26 protein-coding genes and 1 pseudogene are annotated in these 24,170 nt (G+C 74.2%); 6 read left to right on the forward strand and 21 right to left on the reverse strand.

Annotated elements, in window-relative coordinates:
• Both BM414_RS23650 and BM414_RS23655 read right to left on the reverse strand, forming a co-directional pair.
• On the reverse strand, positions 1 to 248 hold a 248-nt coding region (locus BM414_RS23650; protein WP_245784942.1), incomplete at its 3' end, for an ATPase, T2SS/T4P/T4SS family.
• A 52-nt stretch (positions 249 to 300) separates the two neighbouring features.
• Positions 301 to 1,074 (reverse strand): enoyl-CoA hydratase/isomerase family protein, encoded by a 774-nt coding sequence (locus BM414_RS23655; protein ID WP_093583587.1) that lies wholly within the window; start codon positions 1,072 to 1,074, stop codon positions 301 to 303.
• Positions 1,075 to 1,436: 362 nt separating this feature from the next.
• Between BM414_RS23655 and BM414_RS23660 the strand changes: the two genes are divergently transcribed.
• Entirely contained in the window at positions 1,437 to 2,693 is a 1,257-nt protein-coding gene (locus BM414_RS23660) for a serine hydrolase domain-containing protein (RefSeq protein WP_093583589.1), read from the forward strand.
• Positions 2,694 to 2,789: 96 nt separating this feature from the next.
• On the opposite strand, the gene BM414_RS23665 is transcribed toward BM414_RS23660, so the two are convergent.
• On the reverse strand, positions 2,790 to 3,755 hold the full coding sequence (locus BM414_RS23665; protein WP_093583591.1) for an EamA family transporter: 966 nt from the start codon (positions 3,753 to 3,755) through the stop codon (positions 2,790 to 2,792).
• A 34-nt stretch (positions 3,756 to 3,789) separates the two neighbouring features.
• Here BM414_RS23665 and BM414_RS23670 point away from each other — a divergent pair, with 34 nt between their 5' ends.
• Positions 3,790 to 4,308 (forward strand): Lrp/AsnC family transcriptional regulator, encoded by a 519-nt coding sequence (locus BM414_RS23670; protein ID WP_093583709.1) that lies wholly within the window; start codon positions 3,790 to 3,792, stop codon positions 4,306 to 4,308.
• A 36-nt stretch (positions 4,309 to 4,344) separates the two neighbouring features.
• Here BM414_RS23670 and BM414_RS23675 read toward each other — a convergent pair whose 3' ends face one another.
• From BM414_RS23675 to BM414_RS31085, 12 genes are all read right to left on the reverse strand, one after another.
• The gene (locus BM414_RS23675) at positions 4,345 to 5,172 is read right to left on the reverse strand and encodes an ABC transporter ATP-binding protein (protein ID WP_093583593.1); all 828 of its coding nucleotides are present in this window, start codon (positions 5,170 to 5,172) and stop codon (positions 4,345 to 4,347) included.
• Positions 5,169 to 6,221: a FecCD family ABC transporter permease gene (locus BM414_RS23680; protein ID WP_093583595.1), complete on the reverse strand. Its 1,053-nt coding sequence runs from the start codon at positions 6,219 to 6,221 to the stop codon at positions 5,169 to 5,171. Before BM414_RS23680 ends, BM414_RS23675 begins: the two co-directional genes overlap by 4 nt.
• On the reverse strand, positions 6,218 to 7,261 hold the full coding sequence (locus tag BM414_RS23685; RefSeq protein WP_093583596.1) for a FecCD family ABC transporter permease: 1,044 nt from the start codon (positions 7,259 to 7,261) through the stop codon (positions 6,218 to 6,220). Before BM414_RS23685 ends, BM414_RS23680 begins: the two co-directional genes overlap by 4 nt.
• Positions 7,258 to 8,286: an ABC transporter substrate-binding protein gene (locus BM414_RS23690; protein WP_093583598.1), complete on the reverse strand. Its 1,029-nt coding sequence runs from the start codon at positions 8,284 to 8,286 to the stop codon at positions 7,258 to 7,260. The genes BM414_RS23685 and BM414_RS23690 overlap by 4 nt, the downstream gene beginning before the upstream one ends.
• 262 nt (positions 8,287 to 8,548) lie before the next feature.
• Positions 8,549 to 8,815 carry a hypothetical protein gene (locus BM414_RS23695; protein WP_093583600.1) on the reverse strand — a complete coding sequence of 89 codons (267 nt, stop codon included), beginning with the start codon at positions 8,813 to 8,815 and terminating at the stop codon, positions 8,549 to 8,551.
• A gap of 297 nt (positions 8,816 to 9,112) precedes the next feature.
• A complete protein-coding gene (locus BM414_RS23700; RefSeq protein WP_093583602.1) occupies positions 9,113 to 9,817 on the reverse strand; it encodes a class I SAM-dependent methyltransferase in 705 nt (234 codons plus the stop codon).
• 56 nt (positions 9,818 to 9,873) lie between these two features.
• Positions 9,874 to 10,341 carry a CPBP family intramembrane glutamic endopeptidase gene (locus BM414_RS23705; RefSeq protein ID WP_217644909.1) on the reverse strand — a complete coding sequence of 156 codons (468 nt, stop codon included), beginning with the start codon at positions 10,339 to 10,341 and terminating at the stop codon, positions 9,874 to 9,876.
• Between the two features lie 18 nt (positions 10,342 to 10,359).
• Positions 10,360 to 10,575, reverse strand: coding sequence for a hypothetical protein (locus BM414_RS30395; protein WP_217644910.1), 216 nt, complete (start codon positions 10,573 to 10,575; stop codon positions 10,360 to 10,362).
• 26 nt (positions 10,576 to 10,601) lie between these two features.
• Complete coding sequence (locus BM414_RS23710) at positions 10,602 to 11,174, reverse strand: dihydrofolate reductase family protein (protein WP_093583711.1); 573 nt, start codon at positions 11,172 to 11,174, stop codon at positions 10,602 to 10,604.
• Between the two features lie 119 nt (positions 11,175 to 11,293).
• Positions 11,294 to 12,634, reverse strand: a complete 1,341-nt coding sequence (locus BM414_RS23715; RefSeq protein WP_245784943.1) for a dicarboxylate/amino acid:cation symporter — start codon at positions 12,632 to 12,634, stop codon at positions 11,294 to 11,296.
• A gap of 190 nt (positions 12,635 to 12,824) precedes the next feature.
• On the reverse strand, positions 12,825 to 13,277 hold the full coding sequence (locus tag BM414_RS23720; protein WP_093583604.1) for an SRPBCC family protein: 453 nt from the start codon (positions 13,275 to 13,277) through the stop codon (positions 12,825 to 12,827).
• Positions 13,278 to 13,421: 144 nt separating this feature from the next.
• Positions 13,422 to 14,966: a DUF4389 domain-containing protein gene (locus tag BM414_RS31085; RefSeq protein WP_093583606.1), complete on the reverse strand. Its 1,545-nt coding sequence runs from the start codon at positions 14,964 to 14,966 to the stop codon at positions 13,422 to 13,424.
• 230 nt (positions 14,967 to 15,196) lie between these two features.
• Here BM414_RS31085 and BM414_RS23730 point away from each other — a divergent pair, with 230 nt between their 5' ends.
• Positions 15,197 to 15,967 carry a sensor histidine kinase gene (locus BM414_RS23730; RefSeq protein WP_175551768.1) on the forward strand — a complete coding sequence of 257 codons (771 nt, stop codon included), beginning with the start codon at positions 15,197 to 15,199 and terminating at the stop codon, positions 15,965 to 15,967.
• A gap of 12 nt (positions 15,968 to 15,979) precedes the next feature.
• On the opposite strand, the gene BM414_RS23735 is transcribed toward BM414_RS23730, so the two are convergent.
• Complete coding sequence (locus tag BM414_RS23735) at positions 15,980 to 16,648, reverse strand: response regulator (protein ID WP_093583610.1); 669 nt, start codon at positions 16,646 to 16,648, stop codon at positions 15,980 to 15,982.
• A gap of 132 nt (positions 16,649 to 16,780) precedes the next feature.
• Complete coding sequence (locus tag BM414_RS23740; protein WP_245784944.1) at positions 16,781 to 17,179, reverse strand: hypothetical protein; 399 nt, start codon at positions 17,177 to 17,179, stop codon at positions 16,781 to 16,783.
• A gap of 186 nt (positions 17,180 to 17,365) precedes the next feature.
• On the opposite strand from BM414_RS23740, the gene yidD reads away from it, so the two are divergent.
• Positions 17,366 to 17,788, forward strand: coding sequence for a membrane protein insertion efficiency factor YidD (gene yidD / locus BM414_RS31090; RefSeq protein ID WP_245784945.1), 423 nt, complete (start codon positions 17,366 to 17,368; stop codon positions 17,786 to 17,788).
• A 23-nt stretch (positions 17,789 to 17,811) separates the two neighbouring features.
• Here the strand turns inward: yidD and BM414_RS31095 are convergent.
• The 4 genes and pseudogenes from BM414_RS31095 to BM414_RS23765 all read right to left on the reverse strand — a co-directional run.
• Positions 17,812 to 18,231: pseudogene (locus BM414_RS31095) on the reverse strand (uroporphyrinogen decarboxylase/cobalamine-independent methonine synthase family protein); the annotation flags it as partial.
• A 58-nt stretch (positions 18,232 to 18,289) separates the two neighbouring features.
• Complete coding sequence (locus BM414_RS23755; RefSeq protein ID WP_093583612.1) at positions 18,290 to 18,484, reverse strand: YbdD/YjiX family protein; 195 nt, start codon at positions 18,482 to 18,484, stop codon at positions 18,290 to 18,292.
• Positions 18,481 to 20,694 (reverse strand): carbon starvation CstA family protein, encoded by a 2,214-nt coding sequence (locus BM414_RS23760; protein ID WP_281246778.1) that lies wholly within the window; start codon positions 20,692 to 20,694, stop codon positions 18,481 to 18,483. The genes BM414_RS23755 and BM414_RS23760 overlap by 4 nt, the downstream gene beginning before the upstream one ends.
• Positions 20,695 to 20,833: 139 nt before the next feature.
• On the reverse strand, positions 20,834 to 21,364 hold the full coding sequence (locus BM414_RS23765) for a DUF1353 domain-containing protein (RefSeq protein ID WP_093583616.1): 531 nt from the start codon (positions 21,362 to 21,364) through the stop codon (positions 20,834 to 20,836).
• Between the two features lie 62 nt (positions 21,365 to 21,426).
• Between BM414_RS23765 and BM414_RS23770 the strand changes: the two genes are divergently transcribed.
• Complete coding sequence (locus tag BM414_RS23770) at positions 21,427 to 22,482, forward strand: iron-containing redox enzyme family protein (RefSeq protein ID WP_245784946.1); 1,056 nt, start codon at positions 21,427 to 21,429, stop codon at positions 22,480 to 22,482.
• 121 nt (positions 22,483 to 22,603) lie between these two features.
• Positions 22,604 to 24,163, forward strand: a complete 1,560-nt coding sequence (locus BM414_RS23775; protein WP_093583618.1) for a methyl-accepting chemotaxis protein — start codon at positions 22,604 to 22,606, stop codon at positions 24,161 to 24,163.
• Positions 24,164 to 24,170: the final 7 nt, after the last annotated feature.

Raw genomic sequence — 24,170 nt, forward strand, 5'->3', positions numbered from 1 at the left:
GGCAGCGGCACCCGGAGCTCGAAGACCTCCTCGCAGGTGATCACCCGCTCCCGCGCCGGGATCGCCGCGCACAGGCAGTTGAGGAGGGTGGTCTTCCCGGCCTGCGTGCCACCGGAGACCAGGACGTTCAGGCCAGCGCCGACGGCGGCCTCGAGGAACCGCGCCGCCTGCAGGGTCAGCGTGCCGGTGGCGACCAGCTCGTCGAGGCCGTGCGCACGCAGCACGAACTTGCGGATGTTCACGGCCATGTGCCGCCGGGTGATGTCGGAGTGGCGCCCTCGGATCGGATCCGGTCCCAGGTCAATCCGACCAGACCGGTGGCCGTCTGCCGAGGAAGGCGTCCAGCCCCTCACGGAAGTCCGCCGTCGCGCCGAGTGCCACCGCCTCCTCCCGCTCGATGGTCAAGCCCTCCTCGAAGGGCAGGTCGACGCCCTCGGTGATGCAGCGCCGAATCGCCGCCAGCGCCCGCGCCGGCTTCCGGGCCAGCCCCTCGGCGTAGCTCTGCACCTCCCCACGCAGCCGCTCGGCACCCACCACGACGTCGACGAGGCCGATGGCATGCACCTCCTCGGCGCTGAGCAGCGTGCCGTCATAGAGCAGGCGCAGCGCTCGTGCGCGGCCCAGCAGGCGGGCCAGTGCCTGCGTCGCGCCGACCGGCGGGATGAACCCGATGTCGATCTCCGGCTGCCCGAGTCGGGCGGTGCTCGCGGCGAAGCGGACATCGCAGTGCAGCACCATCTCCAGGCCGCCGCCGACCGCGGTGCCGTGGATCGCCGCCAGCAGCGGCTTGGGCGACGCGCGCATCCTGCGCACGAGGTCGTGGCACACGTCGACCCAGCGGCGCATGCCTTCGTCGTCCATGTCGGAGAAGACCCGCAGATCGGCGCCGACGCTGAAGTGGGCGTCCAGAGCGCTGGCGAACACCACCACCCGGACGGCGGGGTCGGTGAGGTGCCGCTGCAACGCGTCCGGGACCTCTCGCAGCATCTCCCAGTGGAAGGCGTTGACCGGCGGGCGGTCGTACTCGATCCAGCCCACCCGGTCGTGCACCGTGACCCGCAGGAAGTCGGTCATCGACCCTCACCCTCGCATCGTCGACCGACCCTAGAGGCCAGGCTCGACATGCCGAGGTGTTCGGCTTGCTCCCACAGGAGCGACAGAGAACCGCAGATGCCGGTGAGTGAGCGCCTCGGTCCTACGCGCGGGCATGCGCACGCCGGCCGCTGGAGAAGTCCGACGCCCCCCTACGCCAGGCCGGTCCGCGCGCGAGGGCCAGCGCGCGGAGTCGAGTCGTCGACCGTCCTCACCCGACGCGTCTCGTCGAAGGGCCAGACGGACCTACGTCCCTGGCGAACGCAGGGTGCGGGCGACCGGGCGATCGCCGGATGCGCCACGGGCGTATGGTCGGCGCCCCTCCCGATCGAAGGAGTCCGTGAATGACCCAGGTCGAGTCCCAGCTCACGTCTCCGGAGTCGGTGGGGATGAGCGTCAACCGCCTCGGGCGCATCGCGCCCGCGCTGCAGAAGTACGTCGACGAGCGCGGCTACCCGGGCTTCACGACGCTCGTGTCGCGCCGCGGCCAGCTCGTCCATGCGGGGCGGATCGGCTGGCAGGACCGCGAAGCCGAGGTGCCCCTGGCGGAGGACACGATCTACCGCTTGTACTCGATGACCAAGCCGATCATCTGCACTGCGCTGATGACGCTCTTCGAGGAGGGGAGGTTCCAGCTCGTCGACCCGGTCGCCAAGTGGATCCCGGCGTTCGGGGCGACGAAGATCGCCGGGCCGGGCGGGACGCTCGAGGACCAGTCGCCGCTGCGCCCGATGCAGATCCGCGACGTGATGAGCCACACCAGCGGGCTCACCTACGACTTCCTCGAGGACTTCCCGGTCGCGGAGCAGTACCGCGCGAAGCAGCTCATGCACGACCCGACGCGCACGCTGGAGAAGCTCATCGACGAGCTCGCGACGATCCCGCTCGCCTTCGCGCCCGGGACGATGTGGCACTACAGCCTGGGCACCGACGTCACCGCGCGCCTGATCGAGGTCATCTCGGGCCAGGAGCTCGGGGACTTCCTCCAAGAGCGCCTCTTCGGACCGCTCGGGATGACCGACACGGCCTTCGGCGTGCCGGAGTCCGCGCGCGGCCGCATCTCCGCCATGTACGGCCTGCCGGACATCCTCGCCGAGGACATGACGTTCAGCACCCTGGCGGGCGCGTTCGCCGCCGGCGACGTCGGCCGCCGCGACGTGGAGTCGACCTATCCGAGCGACGCGGCGGACGTCTTCCAGCGTGGCGGCCTCGGCCTCTTCGGGACGGGCTCGGACTACATGCGCTTCGCGAACATGCTGCTCACGGGCAAGGCGGAGGACGGCACACGCATCCTCGGCCGCAAGACGCTCGAGCTGATGCACACGAACCACCTCGCACCGGCGCTGCGCCCGTACGCCCTCGCCGGCGTACCGGCCCTCGGCTACGGGTTCGGCCTGGGCTCTCGCGTCGCCATGGACATCGGCCAGAGCGCGCTGGCCGGCTCCCCCGGCGAGTTCGGCTGGGCCGGTGCGGCGAAGACCTACTACTGGGTCGACCCCGTCGAGGAGATCGTCGGCGTGCTCCTGACGCAGCACATGGTCGGCTTCGACCTGCCCGAGGCCGACTTCCGGGCGGTCGTGTACCAGTCGATCGAGGACTGACCGGCGGTCCCGGGCGGCGGCGGGTCCCCGCCGCCGCCCGGGGGCGATCATCGCGCGTCGAGCCGCGTGAGCCGGGTCGGCTCGGCGTCGCAGGCCCTACGTGTGCCCGGGACGCGACGTGTCGGGCTCTCGCTCGTCGACCGGCCGTGGCGGCCGTGCTGGGCGGTACAGGGCCACGCCGGCAACGACCGGTGCGACACCGAGGACCTCTCGCGCCGTGGGCAGCTGGGCCAGGACCACCACGCCGATGACGGTGGCCGTGGCGGGCAGCAGGGAGACCATCAACGCATAGGTGGCGCGGGCGAGCCGGGCCATGGCGAGCTGGTCACAGACGTAGGGGATCACCGAGGAGGCGACACCGACGCCGACACCCGCGGCCAGGGCGACGGGGTCGACGAACGCGGGAGCGGCCGGCACCAGGCCGATCGGCAGCGCGATCAGCGAGGCGATGACCATCGACAGGGCCAGCCCGTCGAGCCCGGGGACCTGACCGCTGCTGGCGACGCGGTGGGCCAGCACGACGTAGCCGGCGAACAGCAGGGCGTTGGCGGCGGGGAAGGCCAACCCGACCGGCTCGGCCGCGAGGTGCACGTCGGTGAGCAGGTGGACCCCGGCCACGGCGGCCAGCAGCGCACCGGCGTTCCGCGCGCTGCGCACGGCGATCGCGGCCAGTGCGATGACCGGCAGGAACTCGACGGCCGCGACGGTGCACAGGGGGAGCCGGTCGATGGCCAGGTAGAAGCAGCTGTTCATGGCAGCGAGCACGGTCGCCCAGGCGACGAGCAGGCGTCGGGTGCCGCGATCGAGGGTCCGCCACACCCGCCCGGGTCTGCGCCACAGCGCCAGCACCAGCGCGGCCGAGGCGATCCGCAGCCACGCCACCCCGAGCACGTCGACCCGGGCGAAGAGGAGCACGGCGAACGCCGGCCCCAGGTAGTGGAACACCGCACTCACCACGAACCACGCATGCGGCGGCACCCGCTCGACCACGCGGCCCAGCTGACCGGGCCGCGCACCCGCCCCGTCAGTGGCCGGGCGAACGGGATCCCTCGGCTTCGCCATGCCCCTGTCCTGCGAAGGCACCGCAGCGGTGACCATGCACGAGTGGAGGAAGGCGCCCGTTTTGGCCTCCCGGAGAGAAGCCAGGAGCCGGAACAGCAGTCGCTTCGGAGCGCCGGCTCTGGACGACGTCGACCGGCGCCTGCTCGCGTCGCTGACCGAGGATGCCCGCGCCTCGGCCGCGGAGCTCGCTCGGCGCGTCGGGATGTCGGCCCCCGCGGTCCGGGAGCGGATCGCCCGCCTGGAGGAGACCGGGGTCATCCGGGGCTACCGACTCGACGTGGACCCCGCCGCGCTCGGCCTGCCGGTGGCCGCATGGGTGCGCATCCGGCCGGGTCCTGGTCAGTTGACCAAGGTCACCGACCTGGCCGCGCGGCTGTCCGAGGTGTCGGAGTGTCATCGGATCTCCGGGGAGGACTGCTTCCTGCTCAAGGTGCACGCCCCGTCGATCGAGGCCATGGAGGACGTGCTCGACCGCCTCCTGCTGCACGGTCAGACGATCAGCTCCTTCGTCGTCTCCACCCCGGTTCCGCCCCGCCTCCCGTCACCGAGCTGACCGGGCGCACCGTCGTGCAAGCGACCACCGGTCGGATCAGCCGGCCCACGGGGCGGCGGCGGGCGCAGCCACGTTGTGCCGGCCGAGGGGCAGCACCAGGGGCCGCCCCGACGTCGGGTCGACGATCACCCGGCTCTCCAGCCCGAACACGACCCGCACGTTCTCCTCGGTGAGCACCGCGGCGGGGTCGCCGGCGGCGTGCACCCGGCCGGCGGCCAGGGCCACCAGGTGGTCGGCGTAGCGGGCGGCGAGGTTCAGGTCGTGCAGGACCATCACGATCGTCGTGCCGCGGGTGCGGTTGAGGTCGGTGAGCAGGTCGAGGACCTCCACCTGGTGCGCGACGTCGAGGAACGTGGTCGGTTCGTCCAGCAGGAGCAGATCGGTCTGCTGGGCGAGGGCCATCGCGATCCACACGCGCTGGCGCTGGCCGCCGGACAGCTCGTCCACCGGGCGCTCGGCGAGGTCGGTGGTCTGCGTGGCCTCGAGCGCCGTGGCCACCGCGACGTCGTCCTCCCGGCTCCAGCGCGAGAAGACGCGCTGGTGCGGATGGCGGCCGCGGCCCACGAGGTCGGCGACGGTGATGCCCTCGGGGGCCAGCGGCGACTGCGGGAGCACCCCGAGCGTGCGGGCGAGCTCCTTGGCCGGCATCCGGTGCACCGCCCGGCCGTCGAGCAGCACCCGGCCGGCGCGCGGGGCGAGCAGGCGGGACATCGACCGCAGCAGGGTCGACTTGCCGCACGCGTTGGCGCCGACGATCGCCGTCATCCGGCCCGCCGGCAGGACCAGGTCGAGGTCGTCGATGACGGCGCGCTCGCCGTACCCGAGCACGAGCTCCTCGGCGGCGAGGGAGTGGGTGGTGGTCACAGCGAGCCTCCGGCCCGGTTGGTGCGGACGATCAGGTAGACCAGGTACGGCGCGCCCAGCACGCCGGTGACGACACCGACGGGGAAGCGGGTGTCGAGCGCGAACTGCCCGACGAGGTCGGCCACGAGCACCAGCAGCGCCCCGACGAGGGCCGCCGGCACGAGCAGGGAGCCGTTCGGCCCCACGACCCGGGCGGCGATGGGGCCGGCGAGGAACGACACGAACGCGATCGGTCCGCACGCGGCCGTGACGAAGGCGATCAGCCCGACCGCCGCCACGATCGCCACGAGCCGGGTGCGCTCGACGCGCGTCCCCAGGGCGGAGGCGGTGTCGTCGCCCAGCTGCAGCGCGGCGAGGTCGCGGGTCTGCGCGAGCAGCACGGGCCCGAACACGAGCAGGGCGACCACTGCCGGCAGCGTCGCCTCCCAGGTCGTGCCGTTGAGGCTGCCGGTCAGCCAGCGCAGCGCCTCGGCGAAGTCCCAGGTCCCGGCCTTCGACAGCACGTAGGAGACGACGCTCCGGGACATCGCGGCGACGCCGATGCCGATGAGGATGAGCCGGGTGCCCGCGACCCCGCCCGTGGAGGCCAGCGTGTAGACCAGCAGCGCCACGCCGAGCGCGGCGACGATCGACGTGACCGAGACCGCGGTCCCCGACAGGCCGAGGAACACGATCGCGATCACCGCCGCGGCGCTGGCGCCGGCGCTGATGCCGATCACGTCGGGGCTGGCGAGCGGGTTGCGCAGCATCGTCTGGAACGTGACGCCGGCGAGGCCGAAGCCCAGCCCCGCCACGACCGCGAGCACCGCCCGCGGCAGCCGCAGCCGCCCCACCGTGAAGGTGGCGCCGGGTACGTCCTGGCCGAGGACGACGCGGAACACGTCGCCGGGCGGGTAGACGGTGCGCCCGATCATCAGCGTGACGCAGAAGGCCGCGACGACGAGGCCGGCGAGCACGGCGACGACCAGCCGCCGGCGCGAGGCGCGGCGGAGCCGGCCACGGGCGACGGCGTCGACGGCCGACGACGGCGGGACCAGTCCCGCGGTCACAGCTCACGCATCCGCTGCCGGCGCACGAGGGCGATGAAGAACGGGGCGCCGACCAGCGCGGTGACGATGCCGACGTCGATCTCGCTCGGGCGCGCCACGATCCGGCCGAGCACGTCGGCGCCGACCAGCAGGCACGCGCCGGTCAGGGCCGTGAACGGCAGCAGCCAGCGGTGGTCCACGCCCACCAGCAGCCGGCACAGGTGCGGGACGACGAGCCCGACGAAGCCGATCGGCCCGGCCACCGCGGTGGCGGCCCCGCACAGCAGCACCGAGCCGGCCGCGGCCAGGCCGCGGGCCAGGGCGACGCGCTCGCCGAGACCGGCCGCGAGGTCGTCGCCCAGGGCGAGGGAGTTGAGGCTGCGCGCCGACAGCAGGCTGACGACGAGCCCGACCGCGAGGAAGGGCAGGACCGGGGTGATGGTCGCCGAGGTGGCGCCGCCGACCCCGCCGACCTCCCAGGACTGGATGCTGACGGAGAGGTCACCGCGGGGCAGGGCGATGGCGGTGATGAACGAGGTGAGCGCGGCGGCGGTCGCGGCCCCGGCCAGCGCGAGCTTCAGCGGGGTCGGGCCGCCCCGCCCCAGCGCGCCGACGGCGTACACGAACACCGTGGAGACGGCGGCCCCGGCGATCGCCGTCCAGATGATGCTGGCGGCCGAGAACAGCCCGAACCAGGCCAGCCCGGCGACGACGGCCAGCGACGCCCCGCTGTTGATGCCGAGCACGCCCGGGTCGGCCAGCGGGTTGCGGGTCACGCCCTGCATGACCGCGCCGGAGAGCCCGAGCGCCGCCCCGACGAGGACGGCGAGGACCGTGCGCGGGATCCGCTTGGTGACCGCCGCCTGGCCGAGGTCGTCCGACGACCCGCCGAGCGCGGCCAGGACGTCGCTCCAGCCCACCCCCCGGGACCCCACCGCGATGGAGGCGGCGGCGAGGGCGGCGAGGACCCCGACGACGACGAGCAGCCACAGCAGCCGGACCGGCCCCGGGCGCCGCGCGCCGGCGGTACCCGGGGCCGGAGCGGGTCGGAGCGCGGTCACTGCGCCTCGTCAGCCGCCTCGGCGAGCATCGAGACGTAGTCCTCGAGCACCCAGGAGATGGCCAGCGGGGTCGGGTTCGCCGCGGTGCCGGGGGGCGTGTCGGGCAGCAGGACGATCGCCCCGTTCTGCACCGCCGGGATCTGCGAGAGCAGCGGGTCGGCGTTCAAGGCGTCGACCAGCGCCTGGTCGCCGTAGGTCACGATGACGTCCACGTCGTCGAAGACGTCGATCCGCTCGGCAGTCACCGTCCCCGAGAACTGCTCGCTGTCGGTCGAGACGCTCGCGACGCTCTCGGGCGTCGAGAGCCCGAGGTCCTCGAAGAAGGCGCTGCGGGTGTCGAACGGCGTGCAGAAGCTGACCTCGCTGAGGTCGGTCGTGTCCACGTGGGTCAGGAACATCGTCGACGTGCCCTCGAGCTGCGGGTGCTCGGCGACCGTGTCGGCGATCTCCCGCTCGATGTCGGCGACGAGCTCCTCGCCCTCCTCGGCCATCCCCATGCCCGCGGCGTTGACCTCGATCATCTCCCGCCACGGCGTCGCCCACGGCGCCACCGGGTAGGCCACGACCGGCGCGATCTCGCTCAGCGTGTCGTAGTCCTCCTGGGTCAGCCCCGAGTAGCCGGCGAGGATGACGTCGGGGTCGGTGTCGGCGACTGCCTCGAAGTCGATGCCGTCGGTCTCGTCGAACAGCACCGGAGCGTCGGCACCGAGCTCCTCGAGCCGCTCCTCGACCCACGGCAGCAGGCCGTTGCCGTCGTCGTCGCCGAAGTTGGCGGCGGCCATGCCCACCGGGACGACGCCGAGGGCCAGCGGCACCTCGTGGTTGGCCCAGTTCACCGTGGCGACCCGCTCCGGCGTCGACTCGATCGTCGTCGTGCCGAAGGCGTGCTCGATGGTCACGGGGGCGGAGTCGCCGGAGGCCTCCGCCTCGTCGCCGGCCGCGGCCGACGACTCGGAGCAGGCGGCGAGTCCGCCGACGAGCAGGGCAGCGGTCGAGAGCGCTGCCAGACGTGGTGCCGAACGCATGGTGTCCTTCCGGTCCTGGCCGCGCTGAGGTCCAGCGCGGTCGTCCTCCACCGGTCGGCGGGGCCCGGGCGCAGGGGCAGCCGCTGACCGGCCCGCGCACGCGTCCACGCGGTGCACGGGGACACCCGACCGAGACGAGATGAGGCTTGCCTAACCAAACTTAGGGTGCCCTTGCTCGTCAGGCAACCACGAACAGGTCACGACACGGAGCAGCGCCCCGGCGGGGGTGCCGGGGCGCTGCGGTCGTGCGGTGGAACGCGGCCTACCGGAAGGCCACCGGCAGGTCCTGCATCACGGCGGCGTCGCAGTCGAACGGAGCGGGCTGGACCTCCGCGATGACGGCCACGGTGACGCCGCACACGTTGGCGGCGACGCCGATCGGGATCTGCACGTTCACGTCCTCGATGTTCACGTTGACCAGTCCACCGGTGAAGATCGGCTGGGCACTCGCAGGCGCGGCCAGGGCGACGCCTCCGATACCGAGGGCGGCGACGCTGGCCAGGGTCACGGCGGTTCGACGGATCTGCATGTCGGTACTCCTTCGTCACACCCGCGAGGGGTTGTACCGGTGACACGCCCCGACGCCTCCGGCATGACGCCGGTCACACAGCCGTCCGTCCGGCTCCGAGGCCCCTCGGGCTCCCACCCGGGCGCCCACAGCGCACGCCTCCAGCAGGCGGAGGCGCCCCTGACCTGCGGACACACGGCGAGGACGACCCCGTGCCGCGGCCCGGCGCCCGGGAGCCCGCGCCGCGCCGCGGTCCGGGCCCACGTCATCGACCCCGGCCGGACGCGTCCTCACACCCGGGACCGGACCGCCGGCACCTCAGGCGACGGGCGGCTCCGGCCGCTGGGTCAGCACCGCCTGCTGCCGGTACCGCGGGATGCTCACCGATCGTGCGGCCAGGCCCGAGGGCCGCTTCGTGGACTGGGGCAGCCGGAGGACCCGCCGGACCAGGAGGCCGGCAGCGGCCAGCGGATAGGAGATGGGGGTCAGGTCCTCCGCGACGACGGTGAGGCCGGCCCCGGCCAGCACCTCGTTCACCGCCGCGGCCGACCGGTACTCCCGGACGTGGGTGGAGTCCAGGACCCAGCCCGCCTGCGGGTTGCGCCGGAAGTACCAGGCACCGGGCAGCTTCACCGGCGTCTCGACGTAGACGAACCCCCCGGGCCGGGTGATCCGCAGCAGCTCCCGGGCGAAGACCCCGTCGTCGGGGACGTGCTCGATGACGTGGCTCGCGGTCGCGACGTCGAACGAGCCGTCCTCGACCGGCACGACGCCGTCGGGCGAGGTGTGGACGGTGTGGCCGTGACTGCGCGCCATCTCCGCACGGACACCGGACACCTCGTAGCCGGTCAGCGTCCACGCGTCCCCGTAGCCGGCTCGCAGCCGGTCGAGCAGCGCGCCCTCGCCGCAGCCGACGTCGATCAGCGTGCCGCTGGAACCGTCGAGCACCCGGCGCAGCAGTGGCGGGACGGTCGACTCGTCGTCGAGCTGCCGGTATGTCTGCGCGTACGTGTCCCAGTCCATCTGTCCTCTCAGCAACCGTCCAGGTGCACCCCGGGTGGGCAGGCTGCGGATGCTACTCAGGTCACACGGCGACCGGTGGCCGCGGCGGCGAGGACGCCGAGGTCGTTGGCGGCCAGGTGCAACACCGCTGGGGCCAGCAGGCTGCCGCTGCGCCGGCGCAGCCAGGCGAACAGGACGTCGACGCCGGCGGTGCCCAGGCACGCGGCGGCCACCGCCCCGGCCCGGCGCGCCGGTGCCGCGTCGAGGCCGTTGACCGCGAGCCCCTCCAGCGTCGGCGCCACGTGCCAGAGCCCGAACAGGACCGCGGCGGCAGCGTCGGCCTGCCGCCCGGGCAGCACCCGGCGCAGCGCCGGAGGCAGGACGCCGCGGAAGGCGACCTCCTCCCAGAGCACCGTGCCGACCGGGATGCGCACCAGCACCCGGGCGGTCAGGTCGGGGGGGTCCAGCCCGGTGACCCGCGCGTCGGCGAGCAGCGGCCGGAGCACGGGGACGGCGAGGGCTCCCGCGTAGCCGGCGCCGACCACCGCGGCGCAGGTCCCGCCTCACCGCGCGCCGGAGCGCAGCCGCCGGGGGTCGAGACCCAGCTCGTCCCAGGAGGTGCCCCGGGCGCGGGCGGCCGCCAGCAGCGCGGCGGTGGCGGCGGCGTTGACCGGCACGTATGCGCGCGGTGGCAGCCGGGGCACCACGAGGTCGTTCCACGCCGCGAGCAGCACGGCGAGTCCCGCCGCCCAGCCGGCGTCGGAGCGGGCGGCCGGCACCCCCGAGCCCGCCGCCGCGGAGCCCCTCAGCGCTGCCGCACGTAGCTGAGGACGGCGGGGCCGCCCGGGAAGGTCCGCACGTCGTCCAGGGCGAAGCCGGTGGGCGCGAAGTGCGCGCCGAAGGCCGGGCGGCCGGCTCCGGCGACGACGGGGTACTGCTTGACCACCAGCCGGTCGATCTCGCCGAGCAGCTGACCGGCCAGCTGCCCGCCCCCGGCCAGGTAGACGTCGAGGCCGGACTCCGCCTTGAGGGCGCGGACCGCCGCGACCGGGTCGTCGCGGACGACGGTCACCTCCGGGCTGGGCGACTCCAGCGTCCGCGAGACGACGACCTGCCGGAGGTGGGCGTAGGGACTCACGATGCCGGCGCCCAGGGCCGGGTCGTAGGTCCGCCGTCCCATCACGATCGTGTCGAAGCGCCGGTTGGGCGTGCCGTCGACCCCCATGGCCCGGCGCACGTGGGTGGGCAGCGCGTCGGCGTACTCGGCCGCCATCCACTCCGTGAACGGCTCCCCCAGGACGTAGAAGTCCACCTCGTCGTCGGGGCCCGCGATGACCCCGTCGATCGAGACCCCGATGTAGTAGACGAGATCGCGCACCCGCACCCCTCCGCCGTCGCCGGGCGCCACGGTCCCGGCCCGCGGCACGGCGCGCAACCGACTTCGGGCCGGCGACCTCCGCGGGGAGGTCGCCGGCCCGGGGAGGGGACCAGCCGGGGTCAGACGGCCGCGGGCTGCCGCAGGTCGGCGTCGACCCCGCCGGTCCCGGCGGCGACCGGGGCGGACGCGCGGCCCGTGCGGAAGCGCTCGAGGTCGAGGATGCCCTCGCGCTTGGCGACGATCGTCGGGACCAGCGCCTGGCCGGCCACGTTCACCGCGGTGCGGCCCATGTCGAGGATCGGGTCGATCGCCAGCAGCAGGCCGACACCGGCCAGCGGCAGGCCCAGCGTGGACAGCGTGAGCGTCAGCATGACCACCGCGCCGGTGACGCCGGCGGTGGCGGCCGAGCCGACCACGGACACCAGGGCGATGAGCAGGTAGTCGGTGACCGACAGCGGCACGTCGAAGAACTGCGCCACGAAGATCGCCGCGAGCGCCGGGTAGATGGCCGCGCAGCCGTCCATCTTCGTCGTCGCCCCGAGCGGGACGGCGAAGGAGGCGTAGGACCGCGGCACGCCGAGGCTCTGCTCGGCGACCCGCTCGGTCACCGGCAGCGTGCCGATCGAGGACCGGGAGACGAAGGCCAGCTGGATCGCCGGCCAGGCACCGGCGAACCACCGCAGCGGCGAGAGGCCGTGCAGGCGCAGCAGCACCGGGTAGACGACGAAGAGCACCAGCGCGAGGCCGGCGTAGACCGAGCCGGCGAAGACGCCGAGCGAGCCCAGGGAGTCCCACCCGTAGGTGGCCACGGCGTTGCCGATCAGACCGACCGTGCCGAGCGGCGCCAGGAGGATGACCCACCACAGCACCTTCTGGACGATCGCCAGGGCCGAGCGGACCAGGCCGAGGAACGGCTCGGCCGGCTCGCCGACCTTGAGCACGGCGATACCGATCGCGACCGACAGCACGATCAGCTGCAGGACGTTGAACGACAGCGAGCCGTCGGGCGAGCCCTGCAGGCCCAGGATGTTCTGGGGCACGAGACCGGTCAGGAAGTCCCACCACGAGCCGGTCGACTCCGGGACGGCCTGGGCGGCGGCGTCGACGCTGCTGTTGCGGCCGGGCTGGGTGAGCAGGCCCAGGCCGATGCCGATGGAGACCGCGATCAGCGCGGTGATCGCGAACCACAGCAGGGTCTGGCCGGCCAGCCGGGCGGCGTTGGAGACCTGCTTGAGGTTGGCGATGCTGACGATCACCGCGGTGACGATCAGCGGCGGGACCAGCACCTTGAGCAGCGTGACGAAGGTGCCGCCGACGGTCTGCAGGGTGCTGGTGAGCCAGTTCGGCGTCCCGTCGGCGACGGGACCGAGGTCGCGGGCCACGAGGCCGAGCGCGACGCCCACGACGAGGGCGAGGAGGACCTGCGCCGCGAACGGGACGCGGCGGAGACGGACGAGCACGGAGGGGCCTTTCGAGGAGGACTTCAGAGGCGACGGAGCACGGCGTCGCGTCGACAGCCCGCGGTCGTCACCCGGCCGAAGTCCAGCTCACGCCGCCGCGTGAGCCCCCAGACGTTCTGCACGGAAGGGGTCAATGCGGACGCGGCGGCGGTGCATCCCGGGTGTGCCGGTTGTCACCCCGGGACCGGGGTCAGGAGGCCGCGCGGTCCTCCCGCGCGAAGCGGTCGAGCGACCGCTTCGACGCCCGCGCCAGGACGTGCGGCCCGAGCAGGCCCTTGAGGGCGAGGACCACCGGACCGAGGACGCCCTTCGGGCCGTGCTCCTCGATGGCGATCTCGACCCGGGCTCCGCCCTCCTCCCGCGGGGTCACCGTCAGCCGCCCCGCACCACGCTGGCAGAACGTGCTCTCGAGCAGGGTCCAGCGCACGCCGCCCGGGTCGTCCCACTCGTACCGGAGGACGACGCCCATCCGCAGGCTGCCCTCCCGGACGACGGCCCAGGTGTCCCCGACGTCGACGACGGCGAAGTCCTCCGGGCGCAGCGTGTCCCGCCAGGTCTCCAGCCGGCGGTCGGTGAAGTCGGTGTAGGCGCGCAGCACCTGCTCGGCGCTCGCCTCGGTCGTGAACCCGCAGCGCATGCGCACGGACCACCACTCCTCCCCGGAGGGCGACGTCCCCGTGCGCGACGCATGTTCCCCGGGCAGGGGGCACCGCGTCCACCAGTGACGGCCGGACTCCCCCGGTGGGTCCGTGCGGTGCCCGGGCTGCCCGGGCACCGCACGACGTGCTCACCGCCGCTGCGGGCCGCCCGTCAGCACCGGGGCCGGCGGCGGTCCGGCAGCGGGCACCCCGCCCGGCGGCGGGTTGGCGGTGCCGGCCCGGTGCACGCCCAGGACCACCAGCGCGGTGCCCACGCCGGCCAGGAGCACCCCGCCGAGCAGCAGCAGGACCGAGATCCAGGTCAGGCCCGGCACGGGGGCCGCGACCGCGACCTCCGCGGAGACGCCGGCCGAGCCGTCGGCGCGCATGAGGACCAGCGTCCAGTCGCCGTCGGCCGGTCGCCAGTCCAGGTCCCGGGTGCCCGCACCGGCCACCGACGTCACCCAGATCCCCGCCTCCCCGGGCGCCGCGGCAGGTGCCGAGCCGGGGACGTCGCGGGTGGTCACCGCGTCGGAGGGGACGCCGTCGCCGCCGATCTCGTCGAGCACGGAGTGCCCGACGCCGTCGAGGTAGCGGGACACGTCGGCGGTGCGGCCGACCCCGACGAACAGCTCGTCGTCCGGATCGGCCGGGGTGGCCCGCAGCCGGACGGTGCCCAGGAGGTCGTCGACGACCCAGTCCAGCCCCTGCCCGCCGAGCGCCAGGTCCCCGGTGGTGACGGCGTACCGGTCGCTGGTGACGTCGGCGTCGGCGGACCACAGCAGGCCGTCCTCGCGCTGGGTGGTGTCGGCCCACAGCAAGGCCCCGCCGGCGGCCAGGGGTCCCGTGGAGGCGGCCAACAGCAGCGCACCGACGACGACGGCGACCACGCGCCCGGCCGTCCACCGGCCCGGCACCGGGTACGGACTCGGCGGCGCGGTGGCCGGCCCCGCCGGTGTGCCGGTCAGCACCGCGCCCGCGGGAGCAGTCACCGGGGAGGACACCGCGGGTCCCGAGCCGGGGTCGGTGCCCCCGAGGTCCAGCCGGAACGGCGGGTAGGTGTCGGTGAGCAGGCCGGTGTAGGCCGCCACGCGCAGCACCCAGCGGTCCATCCCCAGCACGATGTCGTGCACCGGCTCGGGATAGCGGCCGGTGACGAGCAGCACCAGCGCCGCCACGACGACGAGCAGGGGCACCAGCCCCCCGAAGGCCCAGCCGTCGTCCCAGACGTCGTCGGACCCCCAGCCGGCGGTCCCCACCCAGACGCCACCGCCGATGAACAGCGCGACCACCAGGTAGTGCGGCAGGGCGAGCAACCACTTCACCAGGACCAGGCCGCGCGACATCCGCTCCGGGTACGAGACGGAGAACGAGGCCGGGTAACCAGGGACCTCGCCGAGAGTGAACGGCGGGTACCGGTCGGTGCCGAGCGCGCTGTAGCCGTAGTACTGCACCCGCCAGGTCCAGCGCAGCACGCCGACGGAGAAGTCGAACAGCGGCCGCGGGTACCGGCCGGTCACGAGCACCGCGAAGAACGCGGCGACGGTGCACCCGATCCAGGCGAGCCACAGGACCACGAGCACGACGACGTGCGGGACCAGCAGCAGCCACTTGACCAGCCACAGCCAGCGGGAGAGCGGGGCGTCGAGCACCCCGTCCACCCGCACCGGGTGGACCGTCCGCGTCTCGGTCACCAGAGCCCTCCTCCCCCGCCGTGTGCGGTCCGCGACCGGTCGTCCCGGGTCGCCGGCGGACCTCCCCGAGATTCCTCGCGGCCGTGGGCGCCGGACACCGACCGAGGACCCGGGGCGCCCGGGACCTCCGCCCTCGGGCGCTGAGGCCACGCGGCGCGCCGGAAGCGGGTTCCCGGTCGCCGGGTCCGGTGCCAGGCTGGGGCTGCGAGGCTGACCGAGAGGAGGCGGCCGTGACCGTGTCCCGGATCGTGCCCGCCCCGGGCAGCGGCGGCGGCGTCGTGCTCGACGAGGTGCGCGAGCGCCTGGCCGACGTCCACCGCAGCCAGGAGCGGGTGGCCGACCTGCTCGACGCACTGCTCAGCACGGCCCCCGGGACCGATCCGGTCGCGCCGTCTGACACGCCCTCCGAGGTCGAGCTCGCCGTCTCCGCCGACCGCGACCGCATCGCCCGGGACCTGCACGACCACGTCGTGCAGCAGGTCTACGCCGCGTGCCTGTCCCTGCAGTCGGTGCTGCCGCGGGTGGCCGACCCGGCGGCCCACCGCCGGATCGTCGAGGTCGTCGAGCAGCTGGACGGGACGGTGCACGATCTGCGGATGACGATCTTCGACCTGCACGGCGGCGACTCCGGGGGCCTGCGCCGCCGGCTGCTGGACGTCGTCACGGCGACGGCGGGCCCGCTGTCGTCCACCGTGCGCGTGTCCGGGGTCGTCGACGACCTGGTCACCGGGTCGCTGGCCGCCGACGTCGAGGCGGTCGCCCGCGAGGCGGTGAGCAACTGCGTCCGCCACGCCGGGGGGCGGCACGTCACCGTCACCCTCGACGTCACCGGCGAGGTGGTGCTGGAGGTGGCCGACGACGGCCGCGGCATCGACCCCCGGGCCGCCCGCAGCGGGCTGCGGGACCTGGCCGAGCGCGCGCAGCGGCGCGGCGGCGGGCTCACCGTCTCCCCCCGGCCCGGCGGCGGCACCTGCCTGCGCTGGTGGGCGCCGCTCGGCTGACCGTCCGGGCGCTCAGCGCGGCAGTGCCCCCGTGCGGATCTCGGTGGCGAGCACGGCCGCCTGGGTGCGCCGCTCGAGGCCGAGCTTGGCCAGCAGGTGCGAGACGTGGTTCTTCACCGTCTTCTCGGCGAGGAACATCCGCTGGCCGATCTGCCGGTTGGTGAGGCCCTCCCCGATCAGCTGGAGCACCGCCCGCTCCTGCCCGGACAGCCGGGTCACCGGCCCGGGGGCCTCGACCGCCCGGCGCAGCCGGGCGAAGACCGCCGCCGTCGCCGTCGGGTCCAGCAGCGAACCGCCGGCGGCGACCGTGCGCACACCCTCGACGAGGTCCCGGCCGAGGACCTGCTTGAGCAGGTAGCCCGACGCGCCGGCGAGGATCGCGTCGACGAGGGCCTCGTCGTCGCTGTAGCTGGTGAGCACGACCAGCGCGAGGCCGGGCACGCGCGAGCGCAGCTCGCGGCCGACCGTGATGCCGTCGCCGTCGGGGAGCCGGACGTCGATGACGGCGACGTCCGGGTGCAGCGCCGGGACCCGAGCCAGCGCCTCGGCCGCGGTCCCCGCCTCGCCGACGACGGTCAGGTCCGGGGCGGCACCGAGGACGGCGGCCACGCCCCGCCGGACCACCTCGTGGTCGTCGAGCACGAAGACGGTCGTCGCGCGGGTCCGCCGGTCGGTCTCCACCGGTCGCCCTTCCGTCCCGCCGCCGCAGCGGCGTCCGGCCACCGGCCCGCCCGGTGGCGTCCCGTGGAACGCAGGCTAGGCCCGCGGACCGCCGGGCACACGGGGTCGGAGGTCCCGGTGCGGTTGCCGCGCCTACGCCGCGTCGTCGATGGCGTCGTCGATGGAGCCGTCGAAGGTGTCGTCCACGGCATCGACGATGACGTCGTCGGCGGCGTCCTCGAGGCCCACCATGACCTCGTTGGTCTGCAGGGTGACCAGCCGGGCCAGCGCGTGGTCCTCGACCGGCCGGCCGGAGACCTGCGCGATGGCGTCGAGCTGCGCGGCGACCAGTCCGCGGGCCGCCTGGTAGACGTCGGCGGCGGAGACGGCCATGTCGAGCTCGTCGAGCCACAGCCGGCCGTCGGGCAGCACCCGGACGTCGGAGTGGCCGCCCACGCCGAGGTCGGCGGCAGCACTGGTCAGGACGGACATGCCGGCGCGCAGCTCGGTCAGACGGCGGGAGCGGCGGTCGGGGGACGACGGCACGGACATGACGTCTCCTCTCGGACGGGCCCGATGACCTCGGGACGTGCCCTCAGAGTCGGCACCCCGGTCGCGCCGCTGGAGTCCTCCTGTGGCGCGCGCCGACCCGAGTGACGGGAGGGACGAGACGTTGCGCGCCCGACCCGCGCGGCGGGCCCTTCCCCCGGGGAGCGGCGACCTGCAGCATGCCCCGCCGTGACCAGCCGTCCCGGGTGCACCCGCCGTCGTCAGCGCTCCGAGCGGAAGGCCGGCGGTTCCGGCGACGGCTGCGACGGCTGCGAGAGCGGCTGTGACGCCATCAGTCTGTTCTCCCTGCTGTGGCTGGCCCTCCCCGCGGCGCTGGTCACGCCCGCGCCGGCCGGGACGCCGTGGGGGGCGCGCTGGCCGGTCCGGCTGGTCGTCGCCTACCGCGCGCGGGTCAGCCCGGCCCGGCCGCCGTGCTGCCCGTTCACGCCGACCTGCTCGACCTACGGGCTCGACGCGCTGCGGAACCACGGGCTCCTGCGCGGGGGCCGGCTCACCGTCGCCCGGCTGCGCCGCTGCCGCCCGGGCGCGGGTGGCAGCGACCCGGTGCCCGCCCCGGCCCGGGCCGCCTCCCAGGCCCTCGTCCAGGCGTAGCCCCACACCTCCTGGGCCACCGCGACGACCAGCGCCAGCTCGGCCACCTGCTCGTCGCGGGTGAGGGCGTTGCCCTCCACGGTCGAGGAGAAGCCGCACTGCGGCGAGATCGCGAGCCGCTCGAGCGGGACGTACCGCGCGGCCTCGTCGATCCGGCGCCTGAGGTCGTCCCTGCTCTCCAGCTCCGGCCGCTTCGTCGTCACCGGGCCGAGGACCACCCGCTTGCCCCGGGGCACGGAGCGCAGCGGCTCGAACCCGCCGGAGCGGGCGTCGTCGTCCTCGAGGGAGAAGCCGTCGACCTCCAGTCCGCCGAACAGCGCCTCGGCGACGAGGTTGTAGCCGCCCTCGGCCACCCACGAGGAGCGGAAGTCGCCCCGGCACATGTGCGTGGTGACCGTCAGGTCCTCCGGCCGCCCGGCCAGCGCGGCGTCGGTCTGCCGGATGTAGCGCTCGTGCTGGTGCTCGTCGCTCTCCCTGCGGGGGACCGGGGTCGCGCAGGCCTCAGCAGCAGCGGCTCACGGGGTTGCGCTCGAGCGCGTCGGCGCGCCGCCGCTCGAACTCCCGCCGGGACACCGGCTCGTGCCCGTGCTCGGCACAGTGCGCCAGGTAGTCGTCCCAGCGGGCCTCGCCGGTGAACTCCTTCAAGTACCAGCGCACGCCCTGCCAGGCCCGGACGACCGCGGCGGACGCCGTCACTTCTCCTCCGCCTCGGTGCGGCCGGCGCCGGCGCCGACGAGTCGCTCGTGCTCGGCGATGGCCCGCTTCTCCTCCTGCGTCGCGAACAGCCCGGCCGGCTCGACGAGCTTCGACGGCACGGCCGGTTCCTCGGTGGTCGGGAGACCACGGTTGCGGATCGCCTTCACGATGATCACGGCCGCGTGGGCGGCCACGACCAGCGTCAGCAGTGCGAAGAGGGCCTGCAGGATGCCGTTGAGCGTCGAGTTGAAGATGACCTGGTCCATCTGGCCCTGGTCCTGGGCGGGCGCCAGGACCTCCCCGGCGTCCTGGGCGTCGCGGTAGACGCCCGCCTGGGTGAAGTACCCGACCCGCGGATCACCGGAGAAGACCTTCTGCCAGCTCGCGGTCATGGTGATGACGAGGTCCCAGACCAGCGGGATGCCGGTCACCCACGCGTAGCGCAGCTTCCCGTGCTTGACCAGCAGCACCGTGCAGAGCGTCAGCGCGATGGCGGCGAGCAGCTGGTTGGCGATGCCGAACAGCGGGAAGAGCTGGTTGACGCCGCCCAGCGGGTCGGTGACGCCGATGTAGAGCACCGAGCCCCACAGGCCGACGACGACGGCGCTGGCGATGATGTTGCCCGGCCGCCACGACAGGTCGCCGAACTTCTTCCAGACGTTGCCGATCGTGTCCTGCAGCATGAACCGGCCGACCCGGGTGCCCGCATCGACGGCGGTGAGGATGAACAGCGCCTCGAACATGATCGCGAAGTGGTACCAGAACGCCTGGCCGCCGCCGCCGAACGCCTGGCTGAACACCTGCGCAAGACCCACGGCCAGCGCCGGGGCGCCGCCGGTCCGGGAGATCAGCGTGTCCTCCTGGACCGCCGCCGACGCCGCGCCGAGGCTCTCCGCGGTGGTGTCGAAGCCCAACCCCTGCACGAACGTGGCCGCCGACTCCACGGTCCCGCCGGTGGCACCGGCCGGGCTGTTCATCGCGAAGTAGAGGCCCTGGTCGATCACGCAGGCGGCGATCAGCGCGCTGACGGCCACGAACGACTCCATCAGCATGCCGCCGTAGCCGATCAGGCGGACCTGGCCCTCCTTGGCGACCATCTTCGGCGTCGTCCCCGAGGAGATCAGCGCGTGGAATCCGGACAGGGCGCCGCACGCGATCGTGATGAACACGAAGGGGAACAGCGATCCGGCGAAGACCGGGCCGGTGCCCTCCCGGGCGAAGTCGGTGACGGCCTCGGCCTGGAGCACCGGCCGGGCGATGATCAGGCTGATCGCCAGCAGGACGATGACGCCGACCTTCATGAACGTCGACAGGTAGTCGCGCGGGGTCAGCAGCAGCCAGACCGGCAGCACCGAGGCGACGAAGCCGTAGATGACCAGCGCGAGGACCAGCCACTCCTTGGAGAGGGTCAGCGCGTCGCCGAGACCGGTGTCCTCGATCCAGCCGCCGGCCACGATCGCCAGCAGCAGCAGGGCGACGCCGATGCCGGTCGCCTCGAGCACCCTGCCCGGCCGGAGCCGGCGCAGGTAGACGCCCATGAACAGGGCGATGGGGACGGTCAGCCCGATCGAGAACACGCCCCACGGCGACTCGGCCAGCGCGTTCACCACGATCAGTGCCAGGACGGCCAGGATGATGATCATGATCGCGAAGACCGCGATCAGCGCGGCGACCCCGCCGACGACGCCGATCTCCTCGCGGATCATCTGGCCGAGGCTCTTCCCGTTGCGCCGCATCGAGAAGAACATGACGACGAGGTCCTGGACGGCTCCGGCGAAGATGACGCCGACGACGATCCAGATGGTCCCGGGCAGGTAGCCCATCTGGGCCGCGAGGACCGGGCCGACGAGCGGGCCGGCGCCGGCGATCGCGGCGAAGTGGTGGCCGAAGAGCACCCGGCGGTCGGTGACGTCGAAGTCGACGCCGTTCTCCAGCCGCTCGGCCGGGGTCGCCCGCTTGTCGTCGGCCCGCAGCACCTTGTAGGTGATGAACCTCGAGTAGAAGCGGTACGCGATCGCGTACGAGCACAGCGCGGCGAACAGCAGCCACAGCGCCGAGATCGTCTCGCCGCGGGCGATGGCCAGCACGCCCCAGCAGACCGCGCCGACGACGGCGACCGCCGTCCACACGAGGACGCTCTTCAGCGGAGGGCGGCCCGTCCCGGCAGGAGCCCCGCCGTCGGTGTCCGACCTGTTGACGGTGGTGGACACGGGCATCCTCCTCGGTGCGCAGACGGCGCCCGGACGACGCCGTCCTGGAGACGCGGCGAGCATGCCAAGGGTGCGCACCGACCGCCCGCTGAGGCGTCCGGTCGTGACCGGCTCGTGACCGGCCCGCGGCACCGGCCGGTCAGCGGCGGGACGACCAGGGCCGCACCCCGGCCTCCCCCGACACCAGCCGCTCGACCGCCCCGTAGACGAGCAGGCCGGGGACGACCAGCAGCGACGGCGGCAGCACCAGGGGCGCAGCCAGCAGCGAGATCACCAGGACGCCCGGCGCCGACAGCACCCACCCGCGCCGTCGCTGCGGGTCGGCGAGGGCTCCCCACCGGACGCCGGTCCACATCAGCCAGCGCAGCACCACCGGGACGCCGGCCTCGCGCATCGCGCGGCGGAAGACCCCATCGGCGTCGCGGGAGGAGACGGCGCCGGTGGCGATGCCGACGGTGCACAGCCAGTCGTGCAGCACCGCCGCGAGCGTGTAGCGGCCGGCCCGGGGCACCAGCCACAGCACCGGCCGCGGCACCGTGGCCAGGTCGGTGCTGAAGCCTGCCGGGACGACGAAGCGGTCGCGCCGGCCGTGGTAGGCGAGCGGCTCGACCAGCGTCCAGCCCTCGGCGCCGGTGGTGCGCAGGAGCGCGGCGGAGGTCTCGAAGGGCACGCCGCGATCCTGCCGTCCGGGGGCCGCGCCCGCGCGGACGGCTCCTCGCGCGGCATCACATCGTGCGCGGTGCATCGAACCCGCCGCGGCTGGGCATGGCCGGGACCATGCGCCTGCCCGAGCCACGGGGCCCCCTGTCCGACGCCCTCCGCGACGACCTGCTCGCCGGGTCGGTCTCCCCCGCGACCGTCGACCTGGCCCGCACCACCGCCGAGACCAGTGCCGACCCCCTGCACGACGACGACCTGCAGCTGGCACTGGCGCTCTGCTACGAGGTGCACTACCGCGGGTTCGACGGGGTCGACGACACGCTCGAGTGGGACCCCGACCTGCTCACCCTGCGGGCGCACCTGGAGCGCCGGCACCTCGCGGCGCTGCGCGAGCTGACCGGACCCGTTCCCGCGACCGGCGACCCGGTGGACCAGCAGCTGGCCGCGCTGATCGCCGCCGACGACGGCCCGTCGCTGTCCTCCTACATGGCCAAGCGGGGCACCGCGGAGCAGTGGCGCGAGTACCTGACCCTGCGGTCGGTCTACCACCTCAAGGAGGCCGACCCGCACACCTTCGCCATCCCGCGGCTGTCGGGCCGCGCCAAGGCCGCGATGGTCGAGATCCAGGCCGACGAGTACGGCGGCGGTGCACCCGAGCGCATGCACAGCGAACTGTTCGCCGGGATGATGCGCGACCTCGGCCTCGACGCCGGTTACGGCGCCCTGTGGGACGACGCCCCCGCCGTGGCGTTCACCTCCGTCAACACCATGTCGCTGTTCGGCCTGCACCGGCGCTGGCGGGGCGCGGCGCTGGGGCACCTCGCCTGCGTGGAGATGACCTCCTCGGAGCCCAGCCGCCGGTACGCGGCCGGACTGCGCCGGCTCGGCCACGGCGGGGCGACGACCGTGTTCTACGACGAGCACGTCGAGGCCGACGCCGTGCACGAGCAGATCGCGTCGGTGGACATGTGCGGCTCGCTGGTGGCCGAGGACCCCTCGCTGACCGCTGACGTGCTGTTCGGCGCCGCCTGCTCCCTGGCGCTCGACGGGCTGGCCGCCGGTCACCTCCTCGGCGCGTGGGAGGCCGGGACCTCGGCCCTGCGCGGGGAGCGCGCGCTGGCGGCCTGAGTCGCGATCGGGTCACGTGCTCCGGCACTGACTCGTTCCGGCTGCACTCCGCGACGCCGCTGCCGAACCTCTGGGCGCAGGACACCGGAGGACCGGGGTCCCTCGACCCCGGAGGACGACCATGTGGCGGCGCACCGGCCAGGACCCGTCCGCGAAGCCGGACACCGCGCCCGTGCCGCGCGACGTCGAGACCCTCGAGAAGGTGGTCGAGGCCCTCGACGGCGGTGTGTCGACCGTGCTCGAGGCCCACGTCGCCGTCGTCCGGACCATCGTGGAGACCTGCGGTCTCGGGTACGGCGCGGTGTGGCTGCCCGACGGCGCGGGGGCGTTCCGGCTCGCCTGGGAGGGCGGCCCGCTCACCCCGGCCATGTCGGCCTCGTGGGCCCGCGACGGCCGGCTGACCGAGGAGGCCGGCCTGGGCGGGCGCGCGCTGCGGGAGCGCCGGACGGTCCACATGGAGGGCACCCCGGCCGGACGCGGTCAGTGCATCCGCTGGGAGACCGCCTGGGCGGCCGGTGCCCGCGACGGCTGTTTCCACCCCGCCGTCGACGACGGCCGGGTCACCGCCGTCCTCGAGTTCCACGACGCCACGCCGCTGCCGTTCTTCGGCGTGCGCCAGGAGAAGTGGCGCGCGATCAGCCGGCTGCTCAACCACGCCCGGCAGTCCGCCCTGGCCACCTCCGCGCTCAAGGAGACCCTCGACGACCGCGCCGCGGTGACCACCGTGGTCACCCGGGTCGGCGAGGCCACGGACGAGGCCTCGGCCCTGCGGACGGCGCTGGAGACGGTGCGCACGGCCTTCGGCTGGGCCTACGGCTCCTTCTGGGCACTCGACGAGGCCGAGGACGTGCTGCGCTTCCAGCTCGAGTCCGGCTCGGCCGGCGAGGAGTTCCGCAAGGTCACCCTGGCCGCCAGCTTCGCCGAGGGCGTGGGCCTGTCGGGCCGGGCGTGGAAGCGGCGCGACCTGGTGTTCGTCCGTGACCTGGCCGAGGTCACCGACTGCGTGCGCCGCCCCGCCGCCCAGCGGGCGGGCGTGAAGTCCGGCGTCTGCTTCCCGGTGACCGCCGGGGGCCGCGTCATCGGCACGATGGACTTCTTCGTCACCGAGACCATCGACCTGTCCGACTCGCGGGCCGACGCGCTCCGCAACGTGCAGCAGCTGGTCAGCCAGCGCCTGGACGTCCTGCGCCGCGCCGCGGCCGACGCCCAGCGCTCCCGCGAGCTGCTCGACAGCGTCGACCGGCTGCGCGAGGCCGCCGACGCGGCGGGCCAGGTGGCCGAGAACGCCGTCGCCCAGGCGTCGACGATGACCGCGGAGGTCGCGGCCCTCACCGAGGCCTCGACGTCGATCGGCGAGGTCATCCGGATCATCTCCGGCATCGCCGACCAGACGAACCTGCTCGCCCTCAACGCCACGATCGAGGCGGCGCGGGCCGGGGAGCTCGGCCGCGGCTTCGCCGTCGTCGCCAGCGAGGTCAAGGACCTGGCCCGGGAGACCGCGTCGGCCACGCAGCGGGTGTCGGACCAGATCGCCGGCATCCAGGCCAGCAGTGACCAGGTCACCGCCGGCATCCACGCCACCAGCGAGGTGATCGGCCAGCTCGACGCGGTGCAGGCCCGGATCACCGACGTGCTCGAGGAGCAGGTCCGGATGGCCCGGTCCATCCAGGACCACGCCTGAAGTGAGG

The sequence above is a fragment of the Geodermatophilus amargosae genome (assembly GCF_900116515.1).
GTDB classification, from domain to species: domain Bacteria; phylum Actinomycetota; class Actinomycetes; order Mycobacteriales; family Geodermatophilaceae; genus Geodermatophilus; species Geodermatophilus amargosae.

Coding starts and splice junctions, on each gene's coding strand:
- BM414_RS23655 (WP_093583587.1), bottom strand. CDS start 1,074: ATGACCGACTTCCTGCGGGTCACGGTGCACGACCGGGTGGGCTGGATC.
- BM414_RS23660 (WP_093583589.1), top strand. CDS start 1,437: ATGACCCAGGTCGAGTCCCAGCTCACGTCTCCGGAGTCGGTGGGGATG.
- BM414_RS23665 (WP_093583591.1), bottom strand. CDS start 3,755: ATGGCGAAGCCGAGGGATCCCGTTCGCCCGGCCACTGACGGGGCGGGT.
- BM414_RS23670 (WP_093583709.1), top strand. CDS start 3,790: ATGCACGAGTGGAGGAAGGCGCCCGTTTTGGCCTCCCGGAGAGAAGCC.
- BM414_RS23690 (WP_093583598.1), bottom strand. CDS start 8,286: ATGCGTTCGGCACCACGTCTGGCAGCGCTCTCGACCGCTGCCCTGCTC.
- BM414_RS23695 (WP_093583600.1), bottom strand. CDS start 8,815: ATGCAGATCCGTCGAACCGCCGTGACCCTGGCCAGCGTCGCCGCCCTC.
- BM414_RS23700 (WP_093583602.1), bottom strand. CDS start 9,817: ATGGACTGGGACACGTACGCGCAGACATACCGGCAGCTCGACGACGAG.
- BM414_RS23740 (WP_245784944.1), bottom strand. CDS start 17,179: ATGTCCGTGCCGTCGTCCCCCGACCGCCGCTCCCGCCGTCTGACCGAG.
- BM414_RS23775 (WP_093583618.1), top strand. CDS start 22,604: ATGTGGCGGCGCACCGGCCAGGACCCGTCCGCGAAGCCGGACACCGCG.